We start from the raw sequence: 19169 nt of genomic DNA on the forward strand, positions 1-19169 counted from the left end.
CCATCACAGTACTGAGTCTTAATTACAGAGCGGCTTCGTCGGTCTCGCCGGTACGAATACGGATGACGCGCTGCAGTTCAGCCACGAAAATTTTACCGTCGCCAATTTTGCCGGTGTAGGCCGCTTTACTGATGACATCCACCACTTCGTCTAACTGATCATCGGCAATCGCGATATCAATTTTGACCTTCGGCAGGAAGTTAACGCTGTACTCTGCGCCACGATAGAGCTCTGCATGGCCTTTCTGACGACCAAAACCTTTCACTTCGGAGACGGTCAGTCCCTGAATGCCGATAGAGGATAAAGCTTCACGTACATCCTCCAGTTTGAATGGCTTAATTACGACGGTAACCAGCTTCATTGGATCCCCTCCAGCGAGTAAATAGGTAACGTTTATGGACACGCAGGGATATAAGCAAAGCCTGTGCCAGAGTGTAAAAGTGCCCTTAATCAGTGAGTCAGGCGAGACGGAGCAAGGGATGCTTCAAGGAAGATATGAATGAGAATGGGTGTGTGACAGGGATCGCAGCCTGAGACTGCACTCCTTTGGTGCTCCAGGCGTCAAAGGAGTGCATTTATACAGATTATTCCGATAAAGCTGCGCAAAAAAGGTGCAAGTCAGCTTTCAGATGTTACAGGTACGCCCGACGCCAGATCTTCCCCTGCCTGTTGCAGCTGATACATCTGCCAGTAACGTCCCTGTAGCGCCAGCAGTTGCTGATGAGTGCCCTGCTCAACCACACGACCACGATGCAGCACCAGAATCTTATCCGCATCGATAATCGTTGAGAGGCGGTGAGCGATCACCACCAGCGTGCTGTGTTGCCGTAGCGTCGCAAGCGTATGCTGAATGGCCTGCTCGGTGCCGGAGTCGATGTTAGCGGTCGCCTCGTCGAGGATCAGGATCTGCGGCAGATCAACCAGTACCCGGGCCAGCGCCAGCAGCTGCTTCTGCCCGACCGACAGATTATTGCCCTGCTCGCCCAGCCGGGTGTGAATCCCCTCCGGCAGGGCATGCGCCAGCAGTGCCAGCTGCACCTGTTCCAGCACGGTCCAGACGGCCTCTTCGCTGATGTCGCGGCCCAGCCGCACATTGGCCAGCAGCGTATCGGCCAGCACCACCGGATCCTGCTGCACCATCGCGATACCGCGTCGCAGCACGGCATGGCTCAGGTCGCCAATCGGACGATCATCAATACGGATTTCGCCGCGCGTCACCGGGTAATAACCCATCAACAGGTTAGCGAGGGTACTTTTGCCACTGCCGGTATGGCCCACCAGCGCCACAAACTCACGCGGTGCGACGTCAAGATTGATATCACTCAGCACATCGCGGTTTTCACGGTAGGCAAAACTGAGGTTGTTCAGGGCAATACGACCTGAAGCCAGTGGCTGCTGATCGGCACCATACTGCTGCTGGGCGGCATCCATCAGCTCGAAGATACGCTCGCCAGACACCACCGCCTGCTGCAGCATCGACTGCTGGGTGGTCAGCTCAATCAGTGGCTCATTCAGACGGCCCAGGTAAGTAATGAAGGCATAGAGCACCCCCACTTCAAACACGCCAGGCACCGAAAAACTGAACAGAATCAGCAGCCCGCACAACACCATCGCTGAAAACAGGCTCAGCAATGGACGCAGCAGAAAGCCATCGAGACGCAGCGTCTCCATTCGCGCCAGATAGTGAGAGCGGCTCGCTTCGCCCATACGCTCACCAAATCGCGCCTGCTGACGAAACTGCTGAATCACACTCATGCCGCTGATCACTTCGTTGAAGCCGTTGTTGATGTCAGCCAGATAGCTGCGAACCCGTCGGGCAATCGGCGTGCTGTAACGCTGATAGATGAGCATCACTATCAGTACCAGCGGGAAGATCATCATTGCTACCAGCGCCATGCGCCAGTCAAGACTGAACATCGCCACCATCATGGCGCCGACCAGCGCAGCGCTGCGCAGTACGGTTGAAACTACCGTGACATAAAGATCGCGGATCACTTCGGTGTCATTCGTCACGCGCGAAATAATCTGCCCGACCGGCTGAGTATCAAAAGCGCTCAGCGGCTGACAGAGCGCGGCATTCATCACGTCACTGCGTAACCGCTGCACCACACCAATGGCGGCGCGATTGAACAGCAGCGCCTGCCAGTAGTGCAGCCCGGCGGCCAGTAGCTGAAGCAGGACAAAGCTGATGACCAGACCGGCCACCAGCCCCCAGGGCATCTGATGTTTCGCCACCAGGTTATCGATAAAATAGCTGACCAGCACCGGACCGGTTACTTCCGCCGCGGCAGCGATCCACAGCATGCCTACCGCCAGCGACAGGGATTTACGCCAGGGCTTACCGTAGCTCAGCAGGCGCTTCAGGGTGGGCCACAAGCGGGCAGACTTAGCCATGCGGCACTCCTTTCTCATTTTCATCATCATCCAGCGCCGCTTCCAGTTGCTGGTAACGGTACATGTCACGATACCAGCCAGCGCTGGTGGTCAGCGCGTCATGATCGCCACGCTGTGCCACGCTGCCCTGTTGTAACACCAGGATTTCACTGGCTTCCGTCAGCGCCGACAGGCGATGCGCGCTGATAATCAGTGTTTTTCCCTGCCCCCAGATGCGCAGGTTATGCAGGATTTCGTGCTCGGTACGACCATCCACCGCAGAGAGCGCATCGTCCAGAATCAGGATTTCTGCGTTCAGCAGCAGTGCCCGGGCAATTGAAAGACGCTGCTTCTGTCCACCCGACAGCATCACACCTCGCTCCCCGACTTCGGTTTCATAACCCTGCGGCAGCCGCAGAATATCGTCATGCACGCAGGCCAGCGTGGCGGCCTGTTCAATCTCCTGCCGGGTTGCGCCCGGTTTCCCCAGCGCAATATTGTTCGCTACGCTGTCCGAAAACAGGAATGGTGTCTGGCTGACCACGGCGAGACGACTGCGCCAGCTGTCCAGCCGCAACTGCGTCAGCGGGATCTGGTGATAACGGATGTCGCCCTGCTGAATATCAAAATGGCGCTGGATCAGGCTCAGTAAGGTACTTTTTCCGCTGCCAGTTGGCCCACACAGTCCCAGCATTTCGCCGGGCTTCAGCTGGAAGCTGACATCACTTAACACCGGAGCCGCGCTGGCCGGATAGTGAAAGGCGCGAATCGCGACCTGCAGCGTGCCCGGTTCAGGTGGCAGAGACTTATCGCCATCTTCCACCGCGGGCGCTTCCGCCAGCAATGCACCGATGCGGCTCCAGGCAGCGCTGCCGCGTTCGACGATATTGAACATCCACGCCAGGGCGAGCATCGGCCAGATCATCAGGCCGAGATACATCACAAAGCTGGTCAACTGCCCCAGCGTCATCTGGTCATGCCACACCAGCCAGCTGCCGCCGCCAATCGCCAGCAGGTTTGAGAAACCAATAGCGATGTAGATTGTGGGATCGAAACGGGCATCGACCCGCGCCACGCGCAGGTTCTTATCACCGGTATCGCGGGCGATATCGGAGAATTGCTGCGACTGATGCTGTTCAAGACCGAAGGATTTAATCATCCGGATGCTGGTCAGGCTCTCCTGCGTCTGATCGTTAAGGCTGGAGAAGGCCGCCTGGGCCAGTTTGAACCGATGATGAAGCTGATTACCGTAGCGATGGATGACGATTGCCATAATGGGCATCGGCACCAGCGCCAGCAGGGTCAGCTGCCAGCTGATCTGCGTACTCATCACCAGCAGCACCACACAGCCCATCACCAGCGAATCGACCAGCGTCAGCACCCCTTCCCCGGCCGCAAACACCACCCGATCCACGTCGTTAGTGGCACGCGCAATCAGGTCACCGGTACGGTGACGCAGATAAAATGCCGGTTGCTGCCGACTCAGCTGGCGATAGAAATCTTCGCGCAGCTCAACCGCCAGCTGGTAGGAGGCACCAAAGAGCAGCACGCGCCAGACATAACGCAGCAGATAGACCACCACTGCGGTTGCCAGCATGATACCAATCCACATCATGATGCGGCTGGTACTCATGTTGTCACGTGTGACACCATCAACAATGACACCGACGACATGCGGCGGCAGTAATTGCAGAACAGCAATAACAATCAGCAGGATGACCGCGCCCAGATAGCGCCGCCACTCCCGCAGAAAATACCAACTTAATTGACTGAATAATCGCACAACGCTGCTCTCAATCTCAGGCCCTCAGGGGGCGACAGGTAAAGCCGTGGTGTATTTAATCTCTTCCATGGCGAAGCTGGATGTCACATCAATCAGGCCGGGCACACCGTTCACTAATCGCTTGTAGAACGCATCATAGCTCTTCATGTCCGCCACCTGAATGCGCAGCAGGTAATCATACTCACCTGCCATCCGGTAAAAGGCCATCACCTCGGGCATGCTGCTGACCACCGAGACAAAAGCCTGATACCAGTCGCGGCTGTGCTGCTGGGTCTTCACAAACATAAACGCCGTCAGTGACAGTCCGATTTTATCCCCATCCAGCAGCGCCACCCGGGCGCGAATAATGCCATCATCTTCCAGCTTTTTCAGGCGCTTCCAGCAGGGTGTGGTAGTGAGGTTGACGGCATCCGCCAGCGCCTGCAGTGACAGCGTGCAATCCTGCTGCAGCAGTGAGAGCAGTTTAAGGTCAGTTTTATCTAACATACGGGACTCCGGGAGAATCATTTTCTCCATTACCGCGATTTTAGCGGTATTTTTGCAATCTCTTTTTCCTGCACGTGCCATAAAATAGCCGCATCACTTCTTTACCGGATGCCTGAGATGCAGACCTGCTGGATTCGCCACGCTATCAACGAAATTAACGCTGATTTTCAACGATCGGCTGAAACCCATTTGATCCGTTTCGATCTGGCGGATTTTCCCGGCATCTGGTTCTACCTGAAAGATGAGAGTACCCATCCCAGTGGCAGTCTGAAACATCGGCTGGCACGATCCCTGTTTCTCTACGGTCTCTCCAACGGCTGGATTAAAGAGAATACGCCGATTATCGAAGCCTCATCAGGCAGCACGGCCGTTTCTGAGGCGTACTTCGCAAGGCTGCTAGGCCTGCCCTTTATTGCGGTGATGCCCGCCAGTACGGCGAAACGTAAAATTGAGCAGATCACCTTTTATGGCGGACAGTGCCATTTTGTCGAGGATCCCTGCCAGCTTTACGCAGAATCTGAACGGCTGGCACGTGAGCTGAATGGCCATTTTATGGATCAGTTTACCTATGCTGAACGCGCTACCGACTGGCGCGGTAATAATAATATTGCTGAAAGCATATTCCGTCAGATGCAGCATGAGCCCTATCCGATTCCCCATACGGTGATTATGAGCGCGGGCACCGGCGGCACCTCGGCGACGCTGGGCCGCTATATCCGTTATCAGGGCCTGGATACGAAACTGCTGGTGGTGGATCCGCAGCATTCGGTGTTTTTCGATTACTGGCAACAGCGTGATGCAACGCTGACCAGCACACGTGGCAGCATGGTCGAGGGAATTGGCCGTCCGCGCGTGGAGCCGTCGTTCATGCCTGACGTGATTGATGAAATGATCAAAGTACCGGATGGTGCAACGCTGGCCGCCATGCTGAAGCTGGAAAAGATTCTGGGACGCAAGCCTGGGGCCTCTACCGGCACCAATTTCTGGGGCATGATGCAGGTGGCGAAACGCTTACGGGCAGCGAATCAGCAGGGATCCGTGGTGACACTGCTGTGCGACAGTGGCGAACGTTATCCCGATAGCTACTATCAGCCGGAATGGGTGGCAAAACATATTGGCGATATCACGCCGTGGCAGCGCGAACTCGAATAAAAAACCGGACATCCTGTCCGGTTCACGGCAATCCTCAGCATTCGGGGGAATACGCGAGGTCGGGTGTTGCCAGCCAGTGATTTAAATAGTGAGACACCGCCTGTGTCTCGCAATGCCCTAATACCGGCAGATGCGGTAGCGCGGCTTTCAGCTGCGCCATCGCATTGCCCATGATGAAACCCCGTCCAACCTGCGACAGCATCTCTCTGTCATTCATTGCATCCCCGAACGCCATGCACTCCGCCAGCGTCAGTGACAGATGGTCGCACAACAGTGCCAGCGCGCTGCCTTTGTTGCAGCTGGCGGGCAACACTTCCAGACAGTCCACCGCAGAGAAGCAGATATTTGCCTGCTCACCCAGCGCCGCATCCAGCTCTGTTTTCAGCTGACACAGACGCTGATGCTGATCGATAAAGCAGATTTTTGTTACCTGATGCGCGGGCAGCCTTTTCAGATCGCACAGCTGATAGCCAAATCCGCTCATCTGATGGGCCACCAGCAGCTCAGGCTGGGGTCGATCGGTAAACCATCCCTGATCGTTGAAAACGTGGATCGACGCGGGTGTTTCCCAATGGCGATGAATGACCTCTTCAGCTACCGCAGAGGGCAGATCGCGGGCAAAGATCAGATTGCCAGACCGATCGTGTACGCGGGTGCCATTCCCGGTAATCAGCCACGCGGGCAGCGTTAATTTCTCCCGCAGAATCTGCATCTCCAGCAGATGGCGGCCCGTCGCCAGCGCCAGATTAACGCCGCGCAGATGCAGCGCCTGCAGACTGTCCAGCGTCTGCTGACCCAGTTGATGATCCGGCAGTAATAATGTGCCATCCATATCGAATGCGGCTAAACGCATTATGGTTACCCTCCTGCTGAAAAGATGAGCTTACTATTGCCTGTTAATTACGGAAGTAATAGTGAATACTTTTAAAAAACTGTTCCGGGTTTATCATGCGTCAGCTTAACCGCCTTAATCAGTTTCAGCGCCTGTGGCAGCAGAGCCAGGGCATCCCTCAGCAGACCTGCGTGGCAGAGATGGCGCGCCACTGCATCTGCAGTGAGCGTCATCTGCGCACGTTACTGTCACAGTGGCAGCACGCTGGCTGGCTTAGCTGGCACGGTGAACCGGGCCGTGGCAAACAGGGTCGGTTAGTGTTTCTGCGCACGCCTGAACAGTTACGGCAGCAGTTGCTGCAAAAACAGCTTGATGCCGGAGAGGCAGCTGACGCTTTACAGCTGCTGGATCTGCCGCCGGAAAGGCTGATTAATATGCTGCGGCCGTTAATGGGTGGACAGTGGCAGAACGACACGCCGGTTCTGCGCATCCCCTACTATCGTCCCATGGAGAGTACCGAGCCACGCCAGATTACCGGGCGGGCTGAACAGCATCTGGTTCGTCAGATCTATTCCGGTCTGATCCGTTTTGAGCAGGATGAGCCGGTCGGCGATCTGGCGCATCACTGGCAGCACGATGAAGCGTCCTGTAGCTGGTTATTCTGGTTGCGGCCTCAGCTGATGTGGCATAACGACGAGCCGGTGCAGGCCGCGCAACTGGTGGTGCAGTTCCGCCAGCTGCTGCAGGATACGCGTGTCAGGATATTGCTTGCCGATGTGGTCAGCGTGGATGCGCCTCACCCGCTGGCGGTGCGGTTTAACCTGCGACGACCTGATTTCTGGCTGCCTCACCGGCTTGCCCATCTTTTGTGCCTGCTGCCCCATCCCTATTATCCCGCCACAGGCAGCGGGCCATGGAAACTCAGGCATTTCAGCGCTGAGCTGGTCAGGATTGAAAGCCATGCGCGCTGGCATCTGCAGCGTCCGCTGTTGCAGGCGGTAGAGTACTGGATTACTCCTCAGCTGTTTGATGCCGCACTCGGCAGCAGCTGTCGCCATCCGGTGCAGATTGCCATTGGCGATGCCGCTGAACTCAGGACATTAAAGCCGGTCAGCAGTAGCATCAGTCTCGGCTTCTGTTATCTGGTCTGCCGCCCGCGAGCCGGATTTACACCCGATCAGGCGCGCACGCTTTTTCAGCTCATCCAGCAAAGCGGCATCGTCAGCCGGTTACCACTGGATGAGGGATTGATTACCCCAAGCAAAGAGCTGTTACCCGGCTGGGAAGTACCGCTGATTGATAGTGTTCCGGTCCCCTTGCCCCCCACCCTGACGCTGCATTATCAGTTGCCGGTTGAGCTGCATCAGATGTCACAGGCACTGGTCGCCCTGTTAAAACAGCACGGCTGTACTCTGAACGTCGTTTTTCATCCGGTCAAAAGCTGGCATCATATCGCCCCGCCTGATGAGGCGGATATCGTGATGGGCGATCGGTTGATTGGCGATGCGCCGGTCTTCACACTGGCGAGCTGGTTACAGATTGACCCGCTATGGCGTCGGCTGTGGCCCACACCGCAGGGCGAAGAAGTCCAGGCGCAACTGCTGGCTATCCAGCAGATATCAGACGGCAATAGTCGTACCCGTGCGCTGCAGCAGCTTTATCATCAACTGATGACGGACGGCATCCTGCTGCCCCTGTTCAATTATCGCTACCAGATTTATGCCCCCCCTGCCGTTGAAGGGATAGAGCTGAACACGCTGGGCTGGTTTGATTTCAGCCGCGCATGGATTCCGCCGCCTATTGATCCGCCTTGCAGCTGTTCAGCGGCGGACTGAGGCATTACCATAAGCGCAAAATTAATTATCAGGGAAACACCATGAAACGCGCGGTTGTAGTTTTCAGCGGTGGACAAGACTCCACTACCTGCCTGATTCAGGCTGTACAGCTTTATGATGAAGTTCACTGCGTCACTTTCGACTATGGACAACGCCACCGGGAAGAGATCGAGGTCGCCCGCGATCTGGCGATGACACTGGGTGCGCGCGCACACAAAGTGCTGGACGTGACCATGCTGAACGAACTCGCCGTCAGCAGTCTGACGCGGGATAACATTCCGGTGCCGGCTTATAATCCTGAGGCCAGTGGCTTACCCAGTACGTTCGTGCCGGGCCGCAATATTCTCTTTCTGACGCTGGCCTCGGTTTACGCGTATCAGGTCGAAGCAGAAGCGGTCATCACCGGCGTCTGCGAAACCGATTTTTCCGGCTATCCCGACTGCCGCGATGAGTTTGTCAAAGCGCTGAACCATGCGGTGTCGCTTGGCATGGCGCGCGAGGTGCGTTTTGAGACGCCGCTGATGTGGCTCAATAAAGCGGAAACCTGGGCGCTTGCAGATTACTGGCAGCAGCTTGCGCTGGTACGCGAGCAGACGCTGACCTGCTATAACGGTGTGAAAGGCGACGGATGTGGTGAGTGTGCTGCCTGTCATTTACGGGCTAATGGCCTCCAGGGTTATCTCAACGATCGTGCTGGCGTCATGGCAGCAATGAAAGCAAAGAGCGGCCTTAACTAAGGCTGTCTGGCGTGGCGGCAAAGCAGTTCGGTTTGCCGCTTTTTATCGGCTCATGCCATCAGACGCATCAGTCGCTCGCGTAACTCCCCTTCCAGCGCAACCGCCTTTTGGGTCCGCAAATCAATACAGACAAACGTGAGTGCGGCATCCGCCACCACGGTCTCCTGACCTGCCAGCAACACCCGCTGGGCAATAATGCCGCTTTTGCCATTTAACTGCGTAATCTCACTGTCGATAACCAGTACGTCGCCCAGCACGGCCGGGCGACGATAGTTGATGTTGATATTGACCACCACAAAAGCCAGTTTCTGTTCCTGCAACCAGTGGAACGCTTCAGCCACTTCCAGCCATTCCCAGCGCGCCTCCTCAAGAAACTCAAGATAGCGCGCATTGTTGACGTGCTGATAGACATCCAGATGATAGCCACGCACTTTTATGGTGGTCTGCATGATCATGCTCTCCTGCTACTGTGAGTTAACTGGTTGGACCTGTTCACTTTAGCAGAGTCGTCTGGTTAGCGTGGATTAAGCATCACAGATGTGTACTGCCTCACAATTTCAGCCGGGCCGCATTTCGCTCTATCAGCGCGTTACCGATACCCGGTACTTCACTGAGTTGCTGAATCGCGCTAAAGGGTCCGTACTGTTCGCGATAGTTCACAATCGCCTGCGCTTTCTTCAGCCCCACACCATTCATAGCGGCAGAAAGCTGTTCCGCTGTCGCTTCATTGATGCTGACCTGCTCCTGCTCCTGATTTGGCTGCAGCTGCGCGGCTGTCTCCGGCTTCGGTGCAGGATGTGTGTTCTGCGAGACCGCCGGACTGGCAGGTTCAGGTGCCGCAGAGACGCTGCCGTGACAGAGTACACCGCCCAGTGCGAGTGAGAGATAAAAGGCAACAAGTTTAGATTTAGCCATGCTGTATTTCTCCTTGTGTGTAAACAGCAGCGACAGAGTGGCACTACGCCGCACAAGGCTCAAAAGCGGAATATCAGAAATGGAAAAGGCCGCAAATGCGGCCTTTGATTGTTACAGTCATTGCGTAATTTTTGCGAGGCTTACTGCATTTGTGCGGCAGCGCCGTACTTGATTTTGGCCTCTTTACGCAGGTTTTGCAGTAGGGCTTCAAACGTCAGCTGCGCATTATTCTGCGTAACGCCTTTGACCATTTCGTCAATCTGCGCCTGCGGCATGCTGCCGGTTTTAACTTTATCTACCGCCACCAGCACCACATTGCCCTGCATATCTTCGCTGACACCCCATGAAGGCTTATTATCAGCAGGCTGAGGCAGGTTAAAGGCGGCCTGTGCCACCGGATCCTGTGCATTGCGATCAACGGTTTTGCTGACGCTCAGTGTCAGGCCTGCTGCAGTCAGTGCGTCCAGCTTGCCCGCTTTGAGGTCGGTCAGCAGTTTATCGGCCTGGGCTTTAGCCTGCTGTGTCGCTTTGTCATGCTTAAGCGTATCCGTAATCTGCGCCTTCACCTGCTCCAGCGGTTTTACCGCTTCCGGTTTGTGCTCGCTGATACGCAGTACAAAGGCACGGTCGCCATCGACGGTGATAATATCGGAGTTGTTACCCGGCGCACCGTTCTGACCCACCAGACCACCGTTAAAGATCGCCTGCTTCACCGCATCGAAGTTAAGTGCGTCTGGCAGTGTGTCCTGACTGAACCAGCCGGTCTCTTTCGCTTTCAGACCCGAAGCCTGCTCGGCACCCGCCAGTGACTCATTGTCATTGCTGGCTGCTTCACTGACTTTCTGCTGCAGTTTGTAGAAGGCATCAACGCCCTTCTCCTGCTTCACTTTCGCTGCAACAGCGCTGCGAACCTCATCCAGTGGTTTAACCTGCTCTGGCTGAATATCGTCGAGACGAACCACCAGGAAGCCCACTGACGATTTGATCACGCCTGACATCTGGCCTTTCTCAGTCAGACCCGCATTTTTCAGCTCATCCGGGGTGGTTGACGGTTCCAGCCAGCCCATATCACCGCCCTTACGCGCAGAGATGGGGTCGATTGATTTGGCTTTCGCCACATCCGCGAAGTTAGCGCCACCTTTCAGCTGAGCCAGTACCGCATTGGCATCCGCTTCCGTTTTGGTCTGAATAACGCTGTAGCGATTACGCTGTGGTTGCGAATAGTCTGCTTTATGTTGGTCGTACCAGGCCTGAATATCTGCTTCGCTGGCATCCTGCTGCATGCTGGCGGCATCCATCAGGATGTAGCTGACGCGGAACTGTTCCGGCGCCATAAAGCTGGTTTTATGCTGCTGATAGTACTGACTGATTTCGTCGTCGGTGACGGTTTGTTTCGCCATCAGGGCATTAACGTCCAGCGTCGCCTGACGAATATCACGTTGCTGTGAAACCAGGTCCACCAGTTTGCTGGCTTCGCCTTTCAGCGTGAAGTCTGTGTTCGCCACCGCATTGATCAACTGCTGATTGGAGAGTTGCTTGCGCAGCGCTTCAGCATACTGGTCGGCGCTGAAACCCATATTGCCGATCAGCGCCAGATATTTAGCATTGTCGAATTTGCCGTTGGTCTGGAAAGCCTGCTGATTGAAGATAGCCTGCTTAACCTGATCGTCACTGATGCTGAGATGAAGCTCTTTGATGTAGCTGTCGAGCAGCGCCTGGTCGATCAACTGCGACAGCGCCTGCTGACGCATCTGCTGCATGAAGCCATCGTTGCTGGCCAGCTGCGAGAACTGGTCACCCAGCATCTGCTGCTGGCGACTGCGTTCGCTGTTAAACGCCTGCTCCAGCTGTCCCCGGCTTATCTCCTGACCGTTAACTTTGGCCGCATAGTCGTTATTGCCGCCAATCAGATAGTTGCCAACGCCTGTCAGCACAAAAGAGACGATAATCAGTCCCAGAATAATCTTGAGCACGACATGGTTCGACGCCGCGCGTAAATTGTCCATCATGGTATGGCAACACTCCGCTGTAGTGTGAATGTAAAGCTCGGTCGCAATTCGCCACTGGCTGGCGACTCACGCAACTGCTGGCTTAGCTGGCAGTCTCAATCCGGTCCAGGTCCATCTTACGGCCCGATTCTCACCGGTTAAAACAAAAAAGGCACATCTCATTGATGTGCCCGTATGTTACATGAGAACGGGTTAATCGTCCTCTAATCCACTGAAGAAAATGCGTCAATGAATCTATTCGTTGTTATTAATTGACAGCGTCTTTCAATGCTTTACCAGCACGGAAACCGGGTACTTTACCAGCCGGGATGGTGATCTCTTTACCGGTTTGCGGATTGCGGCCGGTACGTGCAGCGCGGTCACGCACAGAGAATGTGCCGAAACCCACCAGAGCCACTTCATCACCCTCTTTCAGCGCATCTGAAACTGAGCCCATAAATGCATCTAAAACACGTCCTGCTGCAGCTTTGGAAATATCAGCATCGGCAGCAATTTTGTCGATCAATTGTGACTTATTCACTCTCTTCATCCCCTCTTTTATTATTTCACATCGTACCGGGCTTCCGGCCGGGTACGAACGCGCAGCAAGTTATATCAAGCCTGTGGAGCCGAAACAACGGAATTTCTCTGAGAACGTCGCCCCGACAGCCACCTAAATTAGCGGCACAAAAAAAAGCTGGCAAGCGCCAATTGCCTTGCCAGCTCCGCTTTTTAACGGTTTATGCCGTTAATCACTATTTTGCTGTTGCGACCTGCATGCCATAAGGCGCATTTTCCAGTGCCAGATTCAGCACCTCTTCAATGCGTTTCACCGGATGGATCTCCAGATCGGCAATCACGTTCTGTGGAATCTCTTCCAAATCACGCTTGTTGTCGTCCGGGATCAGCACGGTTTTAATGCCACCACGGTGTGCTGCCAGCAGTTTCTCTTTCAGACCGCCAATCGGCAGAACCTGACCACGCAGGGTAATCTCACCGGTCATAGCGACATCCGCACGCACCGGGTTACCGGTCAGACAGGAGACCAGCGCGGTACACATTGCGATACCCGCACTTGGACCATCTTTCGGTGTGGCGCCTTCTGGCACGTGAACGTGAATATCACGTTTTTCGTAGAAGTCACCATTAATGCCCAGCTTCTCGGCACGGGCACGCACCACGGTCAGCGCAGCCTGAATCGACTCCTGCATCACTTCGCCCAGAGAACCGGTGTAAGTCAGCTTGCCTTTACCCGGTACGCATGCAGTTTCAATGGTCAGCAGATCGCCGCCCACTTCCGTCCACGCCAGGCCGGTGACCTGACCCACCCGGTTTTCACTGTCAGCACGACCATAGTCGAAGCGCTGTACGCCCAGGAAGTCCTTGAGGTTTTCACCATTGATGGTGATGTGCTTTTTCGTCTTGTCCATCAGCAGTGATTTCACCGCTTTACGGCACAATTTCGACAGCTCACGCTCAAGGCTACGCACGCCGGCTTCACGGGTGTAGTAACGGATAATGCCGACAATCGCGCTATCTTCAACCGTAATTTCACTGGCTTTCAGGGCGTTGCGTTCAATCTGCTTGGTCAGCAGATGCTGCTTAGCGATATTCAGTTTCTCATCTTCGGTGTAACCCGACAGACGAATCACTTCCATACGGTCCAGCAGCGGTGCCGGGATATTCATTGAGTTCGATGTTGCCACGAACATCACATCAGAGAGGTCGTAGTCGACTTCCAGATAGTGGTCGTTGAACGCAATGTTCTGCTCTGGATCCAGCACTTCCAGCAGCGCTGAAGCCGGGTCTCCGCGCATGTCCGAAGACATTTTGTCGATCTCATCCAGCAGGAACAGCGGGTTTTTAACCCCGACTTTCGCCATTTTCTGGATGAGTTTACCCGGCATGGAGCCGATGTAGGTACGACGGTGACCACGGATTTCCGCTTCATCACGCACGCCACCCAGCGCCATACGCACATATTTACGTCCGGTCGCTTTGGCAATCGACTGTCCCAGAGAGGTTTTACCTACCCCTGGCGGTCCGACCAGGCACAGAATCGGCCCTTTGATCTTGCTGACGCGACTCTGAACCGCAAGATACTCAAGAATACGATCCTTCACGCGCTCCAGGCCGTAATGGTCAGTATCCAGGGTCTCCTGCGCTTTACGCAGATCTTTCTTCACTTTGCTACGCGCGTTCCACGGAACCTGCACCATCCAGTCGATGTAGCCGCGAACCACGGTCGCTTCTGCGGACATCGGGGACATCATTTTCAGCTTCTGCAGCTCAGCTTCTGCTTTTTCACGCGCTTCTTCCGGCATCTTTGCCGCGTCGATTTTGCGTTTTAACGCTTCATACTCGTCAGGCGCATCGTCCATCTCGCCCAGCTCTTTCTGAATCGCCTTCATCTGCTCATTCAGATAGTACTCACGCTGGCTCTTCTCCATCTGCTTCTTAACACGGTTGCGAATACGCTTCTCAACCTGCAGCAGATCGATTTCAGATTCCATCATCGCCATCAGATATTCCAGACGCTCATTGACGTCGGACATCTCCAGCACAGACTGTTTGTCTGCCAGTTTCAGTGGCATATGTGCTGCAACGGTGTCGGCAAGGCGGGCCGCATCGTCAATGTTATTCAGTGAGGTTAAAACCTCGGGTGGGATCTTTTTATTGAGTTTGATGTAGCCTTCAAACTGATTGATCGCCGTACGCACCAGCACTTCCTGCTCGCGCTCTTCAATCTCTGGCGAAACCAGATATTCAGCTTGTGCCACAAAATGGTCACCGTTGTCGGCCAGCGTCGTAATATGGGCGCGCTGTAAACCTTCCACCAGGACTTTGACCGTGCCATCCGGCAGTTTCAGCATTTGCAATACTGAAGCAACGGTCCCTACTGAAAAGAGATCGTTAATGCCAGGTTCATCCGTTGAAGCCTCTTTCTGTGCGACCAGCATGATTTTTTTATCATGATCCATTGCGGCTTCAAGGCACCGAATTGATTTTTCCCGGCCAACAAACAACGGAATTACCATGTGCGGATAAACCACCACGTCGCGCAGCGGCAACACGGGGATTTCAATGCGTTCAGAACGCTCAGGATTCATAGAGCTCTCTCTTTGTTTAATGTCCGCCAGGTGATGGGAACCGCATCAGGCAGGTATGCAGTTAAACCCACAGGTATCTGAGTATATGGGGATGATTGTCCGACATTCAACGTCACAGAGGCGAGAAAAGCAAAAGGGGAAACATTTTCCCCTTTTTTAATAGAACAACATGGACGATCTGTTTAATTATTCGCCAGATGCCTGCGCTTCATGCTTGCCGTAGATCAGCATGGGCTCAGACTGACCTTCAATAACTGATTCATCAATCACTACTTTTTCCACGTCATCCATGGAAGGCAGGTCATACATGGTTTCCAGCAACGCGCCTTCAACAATAGAACGCAGACCACGCGCACCGGTTTTACGTGACATCGCTTTCTTAGCAATGGCGGTTAATGCCTCGTCACGGAACTCCAGCTCAACGCCTTCCAGGTTAAACAGCGCCTGGTACTGTTTTGTCAGGGCGTTTTTCGGCTCACGCAGAATCTGAATCAGTGCTTCTTCGCTCAGTTCACTCAACGTTGCGACCACAGGCAGACGACCGATAAACTCAGGGATCAGACCAAACTTGATCAAATCTTCAGGTTCACACTGTGACAGCAGTTCGCCTTCGCTGGCTTTCTGCGACTTCCCTTTTACGGTAGCGCCGAAGCCAATACCGGATCCGGTTTCCACACGCTGGGAGATCACTTTATCCAGGCCGGCAAATGCGCCGCCGCAGATAAACAGAATTTTCGAGGTATCAACCTGCAAAAATTCCTGCTGCGGATGCTTACGTCCACCCTGCGGCGGAACAGCAGCCACGGTGCCTTCAATCAGTTTAAGCAGAGCCTGCTGTACACCTTCGCCTGACACATCACGTGTAATCGACGGGTTATCTGACTTACGTGAGATTTTGTCGATTTCATCGATGTAGACGATGCCGCGCTGTGCTTTCTGTACGTCGTAGTCACATTTCTGCAGCAGTTTCTGGATGATGTTTTCAACGTCTTCACCCACGTAACCGGCTTCAGTCAGCGTGGTGGCGTCAGCCATAGTGAATGGCACATCCAGCAGGCGCGCCAGCGTTTCTGCCAGCAGCGTTTTACCACTACCGGTCGGGCCGATCAGCAGAATGTTACTTTTGCCCAGTTCGATGCCATTGCTGGTATCGCCGTTACGCAGACGCTTGTAGTGGTTATAAACCGCAACCGCCAGCACTTTCTTCGCTCTTTCCTGACCGATAACATAATCATCGAGGTGATGGCGAATTTCATGTGGGGTTGGCAACGCACTGCGTTCACGATGCGGGGCAACTTCTTTAATCTCTTCGCGAATGATGTCGTTGCACAGGTCAACACACTCATCGCAGATATACACTGACGGCCCGGCAATCAGCTTACGCACTTCATGCTGGCTTTTGCCGCAAAAAGAGCAGTACAGCAACTTTCCTGAACCGTCTTTGCGCTTATCTGTCATCAGTTAACCTCTTCTTGTTCTCAGGCCATACCCGCGTACGGCTCAGGCCGTACAGGGACGGCCGAAATTCATTCAACCCATAATAGTACCGTTGTCCTTTTAACTATAGACCAGGGACAACGGTAAGTCGGGGTCTTATTGGCGATGCGTCAGAATTGAATCGACTAATCCATACTCTACCGCTTCATTTGCAGAGAGGAAACGGTCACGCTCGGTATCACGCTCAATCTCTTCCAGCGTTTTACCGGTGTGCTCAGCCATCAGCTCATTCATACGCTGTTTAACTTTGAGGATTTCACGCGCATGGATTTCAATGTCTGACGCCTGGCCCTGATAGCCGCCCAGCGGCTGGTGGATCATCACGCGCGAGTTTGGCAGACAGAAACGCTTGCCTTTGGTGCCCGCTGTCAGCAGGAACGCACCCATTGAACAGGCCTGTCCCATACAGATAGTGCTGACATCCGGTTTGATAAATTTCATGGTGTCGTAAATCGACATACCGGCCGTGATCACACCGCCTGGCGAGTTGATGTAAAGATAGATATCTTTTTCCGGGTTCTCAGCTTCCAGAAACAGCATCTGCGCCACGATCAGATTCGCCATGTGGTCTTCAACCTGGCCAGTCAGAAAGATAACGCGCTCTTTAAGCAGACGGGAGTAGATGTCGTAAGAACGCTCACCACGCGAAGTTTGTTCAACCACCATTGGCACCAGCGCATTGTGCGGTGCAGTATATTCACGATCGCCACTGTATGACATTACCGTCTCCTGGATAAATTTCATTGGCAACATTCTGTACCGATTCTACGTAAGACGCGCGGGAAACTCCACGTCGCACCTTTTCCGACACCTTCAGGACGGTTAATCAGCCAGCCTCACTCTTCATTCTGCATACTCCCACTATCTGGGGATGCTGCACGCATGTTTCAAGCATAACAATCTTTTCCCTGTTCGCTAACCCGGAAAAAGCGATGCGTGAATAATTTGCCGATTAATTAAGCAAATAGCGGCGAAGAGTCGCGTTCTGTACGCAAAACACAAAAAAGCCCGCGACTTTTCAGTCACGGGCTTAGCACAGACGGTTAACTGCGTGATCAGGCCTGAGCGGTCTGATTCATCAGTTCCTGGAAGTTGGTCTCTTTCTCGGTCACTTTAGCTTTCGCCAGGACCGCTTCAACCGCTTGCTCTTCCAGCGCGACGTTGCGCATGTTGTTCATCAGCTCGTTATTCTTGCTGTAGAACTCGATAACTTCTTTCGGATCTTCATACGCAGAAGCCATCTCTTCGATCATGGTGTTAACGCGCGCTTCGTCAGCTTTCAGCTCGTGGGTACGAATCACTTCGCCCAGCAGCAGACCGACAACAACACGGCGTTTAGCCTGCTCTTCAAACAGTTCGCGTGGCAGTTCCAGCGCCTGCTGTTCGTTGCCGCCGAAACGCTGTGCAGCCTGACGACGCAGAACGTCGATTTCGCTGTCAACCAGCGCAGCTGGCACGTCGATTTCGTTCGCTTCAACCAGGCCGTCGATAGCCTGAGTTTTGATGCGGTTACGGATAGCGCCTTTCAGCTCGCGATCCATGTTCTTACGCACTTCAGTACGCAGACCGGCAACTGAACCATCTTCAACGCCGAAACGTTTGATGAACTCTTCAGTCAGCTCTGGCAGCTCACGCGTTTCAACTTTCTTCAGCACGATCTCGAATTTCGCATCTTTCCCTTTCAGGGTTTCTGCGTGATAGTCGTCCGGGAATTTCACGTCGATAGTGAACGTTTCGCCCGCTTTGTGGCCCACAACGCCTTCTTCAAAGCCTGGGATCATGCGGCCCTGGCCCATGGCCAGAACGAAATCAGTGGCTTTGCCGCCTTCGAACTCTTCGCCGTCAACAGAACCGTTGAAATCGATAGTTGCACGATCTTCCGGGCCTGCAGCTGCGTCGCTTTCGATCCAGTTGGCCTGCTGCTTACGCAGGGTATCCAGCATGGTATCAACGTCAGCATCAGTCACTTCAACGACAGGTTTTTCAACTTCGATGTTTTCCAGGCCTTTCAGCTCAACTTCCGGATAAACTTCGAATTCAACCGCGTAGGTAAAATCCTGACCTTCTTTGTATTCGCCTGGCACGTAGTTTGGTGCGCCAGCCGGATTAATTTTTTCTTTGATGATGGCGTCAACAAAGTTGCGCGTCATCAGCTCGCCCAGCACGTCCTGACGGACAGAAGCGCCGTAACGCTGCGCTACGATGTTCATCGGCACTTTGCCTTTACGGAAACCATCGATGCGAACTTTCCTGGCAACGTCAACCAGTTCTTTTTTTACTGCGCTTTCGATGCTGTCAGCTGCAACAGTAATCGTAATGCGACGGCCCAGGCCCTGAGTGGTCTCTACAGAAACTTGCATCTTGTTACCTCAAAAAATCACGTGCTCGGTCAACTTCAGACACCACACATCGTGAAATGCGCCGTATCCAACAACCGGGACGGCTTCCGTGAAGAGAACCT

The 19169-nt window shown here is 54.2% G+C and carries 16 protein-coding genes; 3 read left to right on the forward strand and 13 right to left on the reverse strand.

Going from position 1 to position 19169, the window contains the following annotated elements; genetic code table 11:
• Positions 1 to 22: 22 nt before the first annotated feature.
• The 4 genes from glnK to IV493_RS13400 form a co-directional block, all read right to left on the reverse strand.
• Positions 23 to 361: a P-II family nitrogen regulator gene (gene glnK, locus IV493_RS13385; protein WP_003850469.1), complete on the reverse strand. Its 339-nt coding sequence runs from the start codon at positions 359 to 361 to the stop codon at positions 23 to 25.
• A gap of 257 nt (positions 362 to 618) precedes the next feature.
• Complete coding sequence (locus IV493_RS13390) at positions 619 to 2394, reverse strand: SmdB family multidrug efflux ABC transporter permease/ATP-binding protein (protein ID WP_013357005.1); 1776 nt, start codon at positions 2392 to 2394, stop codon at positions 619 to 621.
• Positions 2387 to 4156, reverse strand: a complete 1770-nt coding sequence (locus tag IV493_RS13395; protein WP_013357004.1) for a SmdA family multidrug ABC transporter permease/ATP-binding protein — start codon at positions 4154 to 4156, stop codon at positions 2387 to 2389. The genes IV493_RS13390 and IV493_RS13395 overlap by 8 nt, the downstream gene beginning before the upstream one ends.
• 24 nt (positions 4157 to 4180) lie before the next feature.
• A complete protein-coding gene (locus IV493_RS13400) occupies positions 4181 to 4642 on the reverse strand; it encodes an Lrp/AsnC family transcriptional regulator (RefSeq protein ID WP_033782182.1) in 462 nt (153 codons plus the stop codon).
• A 117-nt stretch (positions 4643 to 4759) separates the two neighbouring features.
• Here IV493_RS13400 and IV493_RS13405 point away from each other — a divergent pair, with 117 nt between their 5' ends.
• Positions 4760 to 5794 (forward strand): PLP-dependent cysteine synthase family protein, encoded by a 1035-nt coding sequence (locus IV493_RS13405; RefSeq protein ID WP_041456680.1) that lies wholly within the window; start codon positions 4760 to 4762, stop codon positions 5792 to 5794.
• A 34-nt stretch (positions 5795 to 5828) separates the two neighbouring features.
• Here the strand turns inward: IV493_RS13405 and cof are convergent, their stop codons facing one another.
• Complete coding sequence (gene cof / locus IV493_RS13410) at positions 5829 to 6650, reverse strand: HMP-PP phosphatase (protein WP_095707601.1); 822 nt, start codon at positions 6648 to 6650, stop codon at positions 5829 to 5831.
• 92 nt (positions 6651 to 6742) lie between these two features.
• Here cof and IV493_RS13415 point away from each other — a divergent pair, with 92 nt between their 5' ends.
• Positions 6743 to 8461 (forward strand): SgrR family transcriptional regulator, encoded by a 1719-nt coding sequence (locus IV493_RS13415; protein WP_195857278.1) that lies wholly within the window; start codon positions 6743 to 6745, stop codon positions 8459 to 8461.
• Between the two features lie 41 nt (positions 8462 to 8502).
• Positions 8503 to 9198, forward strand: a complete 696-nt coding sequence (gene queC, locus IV493_RS13420) for a 7-cyano-7-deazaguanine synthase QueC (protein ID WP_095707747.1) — start codon at positions 8503 to 8505, stop codon at positions 9196 to 9198.
• Between the two features lie 50 nt (positions 9199 to 9248).
• On the opposite strand, the gene IV493_RS13425 is transcribed toward queC, so the two are convergent.
• The 8 genes from IV493_RS13425 to tig form a co-directional block, all read right to left on the reverse strand.
• On the reverse strand, positions 9249 to 9647 hold the full coding sequence (locus IV493_RS13425) for a YbgC/FadM family acyl-CoA thioesterase (protein WP_195857279.1): 399 nt from the start codon (positions 9645 to 9647) through the stop codon (positions 9249 to 9251).
• A gap of 100 nt (positions 9648 to 9747) precedes the next feature.
• Positions 9748 to 10113: a helix-hairpin-helix domain-containing protein gene (locus IV493_RS13430; RefSeq protein WP_013356997.1), complete on the reverse strand. Its 366-nt coding sequence runs from the start codon at positions 10111 to 10113 to the stop codon at positions 9748 to 9750.
• 140 nt (positions 10114 to 10253) lie between these two features.
• Positions 10254 to 12122: a peptidylprolyl isomerase gene (gene ppiD / locus IV493_RS13435; protein ID WP_013356996.1), complete on the reverse strand. Its 1869-nt coding sequence runs from the start codon at positions 12120 to 12122 to the stop codon at positions 10254 to 10256.
• 247 nt (positions 12123 to 12369) lie between these two features.
• Positions 12370 to 12642: a nucleoid-associated protein HU-beta gene (gene hupB / locus IV493_RS13440; RefSeq protein WP_033731763.1), complete on the reverse strand. Its 273-nt coding sequence runs from the start codon at positions 12640 to 12642 to the stop codon at positions 12370 to 12372.
• Between the two features lie 214 nt (positions 12643 to 12856).
• Entirely contained in the window at positions 12857 to 15211 is a 2355-nt protein-coding gene (gene lon / locus IV493_RS13445; RefSeq protein WP_003850493.1) for an endopeptidase La, read from the reverse strand.
• 186 nt (positions 15212 to 15397) lie between these two features.
• Complete coding sequence (gene clpX, locus IV493_RS13450) at positions 15398 to 16669, reverse strand: ATP-dependent protease ATP-binding subunit ClpX (protein WP_003850494.1); 1272 nt, start codon at positions 16667 to 16669, stop codon at positions 15398 to 15400.
• Positions 16670 to 16804: 135 nt separating this feature from the next.
• Positions 16805 to 17428, reverse strand: coding sequence for an ATP-dependent Clp endopeptidase proteolytic subunit ClpP (gene clpP, locus IV493_RS13455; protein WP_010255410.1), 624 nt, complete (start codon positions 17426 to 17428; stop codon positions 16805 to 16807).
• A 335-nt stretch (positions 17429 to 17763) separates the two neighbouring features.
• Positions 17764 to 19068 carry a trigger factor gene (gene tig, locus IV493_RS13460; RefSeq protein ID WP_110331458.1) on the reverse strand — a complete coding sequence of 435 codons (1305 nt, stop codon included), beginning with the start codon at positions 19066 to 19068 and terminating at the stop codon, positions 17764 to 17766.
• Between the last annotated feature and the right edge of the window lie 101 nt (positions 19069 to 19169).

It is taken from the genome of Pantoea sp. SM3640 (assembly GCF_015654165.1).
Classification (GTDB): domain Bacteria; phylum Pseudomonadota; class Gammaproteobacteria; order Enterobacterales; family Enterobacteriaceae; genus Pantoea; species Pantoea vagans.

Excerpts from the sequence above, each read along its gene's own strand:
- IV493_RS13405 (WP_041456680.1), top strand. The coding sequence starts at position 4,760 with ATGCAGACCTGCTGGATTCGCCACGCTATCAACGAAATTAACGCTGAT.
- IV493_RS13390 (WP_013357005.1), bottom strand. The coding sequence starts at position 2,394 with ATGGCTAAGTCTGCCCGCTTGTGGCCCACCCTGAAGCGCCTGCTGAGC.
- IV493_RS13430 (WP_013356997.1), bottom strand. The coding sequence starts at position 10,113 with ATGGCTAAATCTAAACTTGTTGCCTTTTATCTCTCACTCGCACTGGGC.
- clpP (WP_010255410.1), bottom strand. The coding sequence starts at position 17,428 with ATGTCATACAGTGGCGATCGTGAATATACTGCACCGCACAATGCGCTG.
- lon (WP_003850493.1), bottom strand. The coding sequence starts at position 15,211 with ATGAATCCTGAGCGTTCTGAACGCATTGAAATCCCCGTGTTGCCGCTG.
- glnK (WP_003850469.1), bottom strand. The coding sequence starts at position 361 with ATGAAGCTGGTTACCGTCGTAATTAAGCCATTCAAACTGGAGGATGTA.
- queC (WP_095707747.1), top strand. The coding sequence starts at position 8,503 with ATGAAACGCGCGGTTGTAGTTTTCAGCGGTGGACAAGACTCCACTACC.
- IV493_RS13415 (WP_195857278.1), top strand. The coding sequence starts at position 6,743 with ATGCGTCAGCTTAACCGCCTTAATCAGTTTCAGCGCCTGTGGCAGCAG.
- clpX (WP_003850494.1), bottom strand. The coding sequence starts at position 16,669 with ATGACAGATAAGCGCAAAGACGGTTCAGGAAAGTTGCTGTACTGCTCT.
- ppiD (WP_013356996.1), bottom strand. The coding sequence starts at position 12,122 with ATGATGGACAATTTACGCGCGGCGTCGAACCATGTCGTGCTCAAGATT.
- IV493_RS13400 (WP_033782182.1), bottom strand. The coding sequence starts at position 4,642 with ATGTTAGATAAAACTGACCTTAAACTGCTCTCACTGCTGCAGCAGGAT.
- IV493_RS13425 (WP_195857279.1), bottom strand. The coding sequence starts at position 9,647 with ATGCAGACCACCATAAAAGTGCGTGGCTATCATCTGGATGTCTATCAG.
- tig (WP_110331458.1), bottom strand. The coding sequence starts at position 19,068 with ATGCAAGTTTCTGTAGAGACCACTCAGGGCCTGGGCCGTCGCATTACG.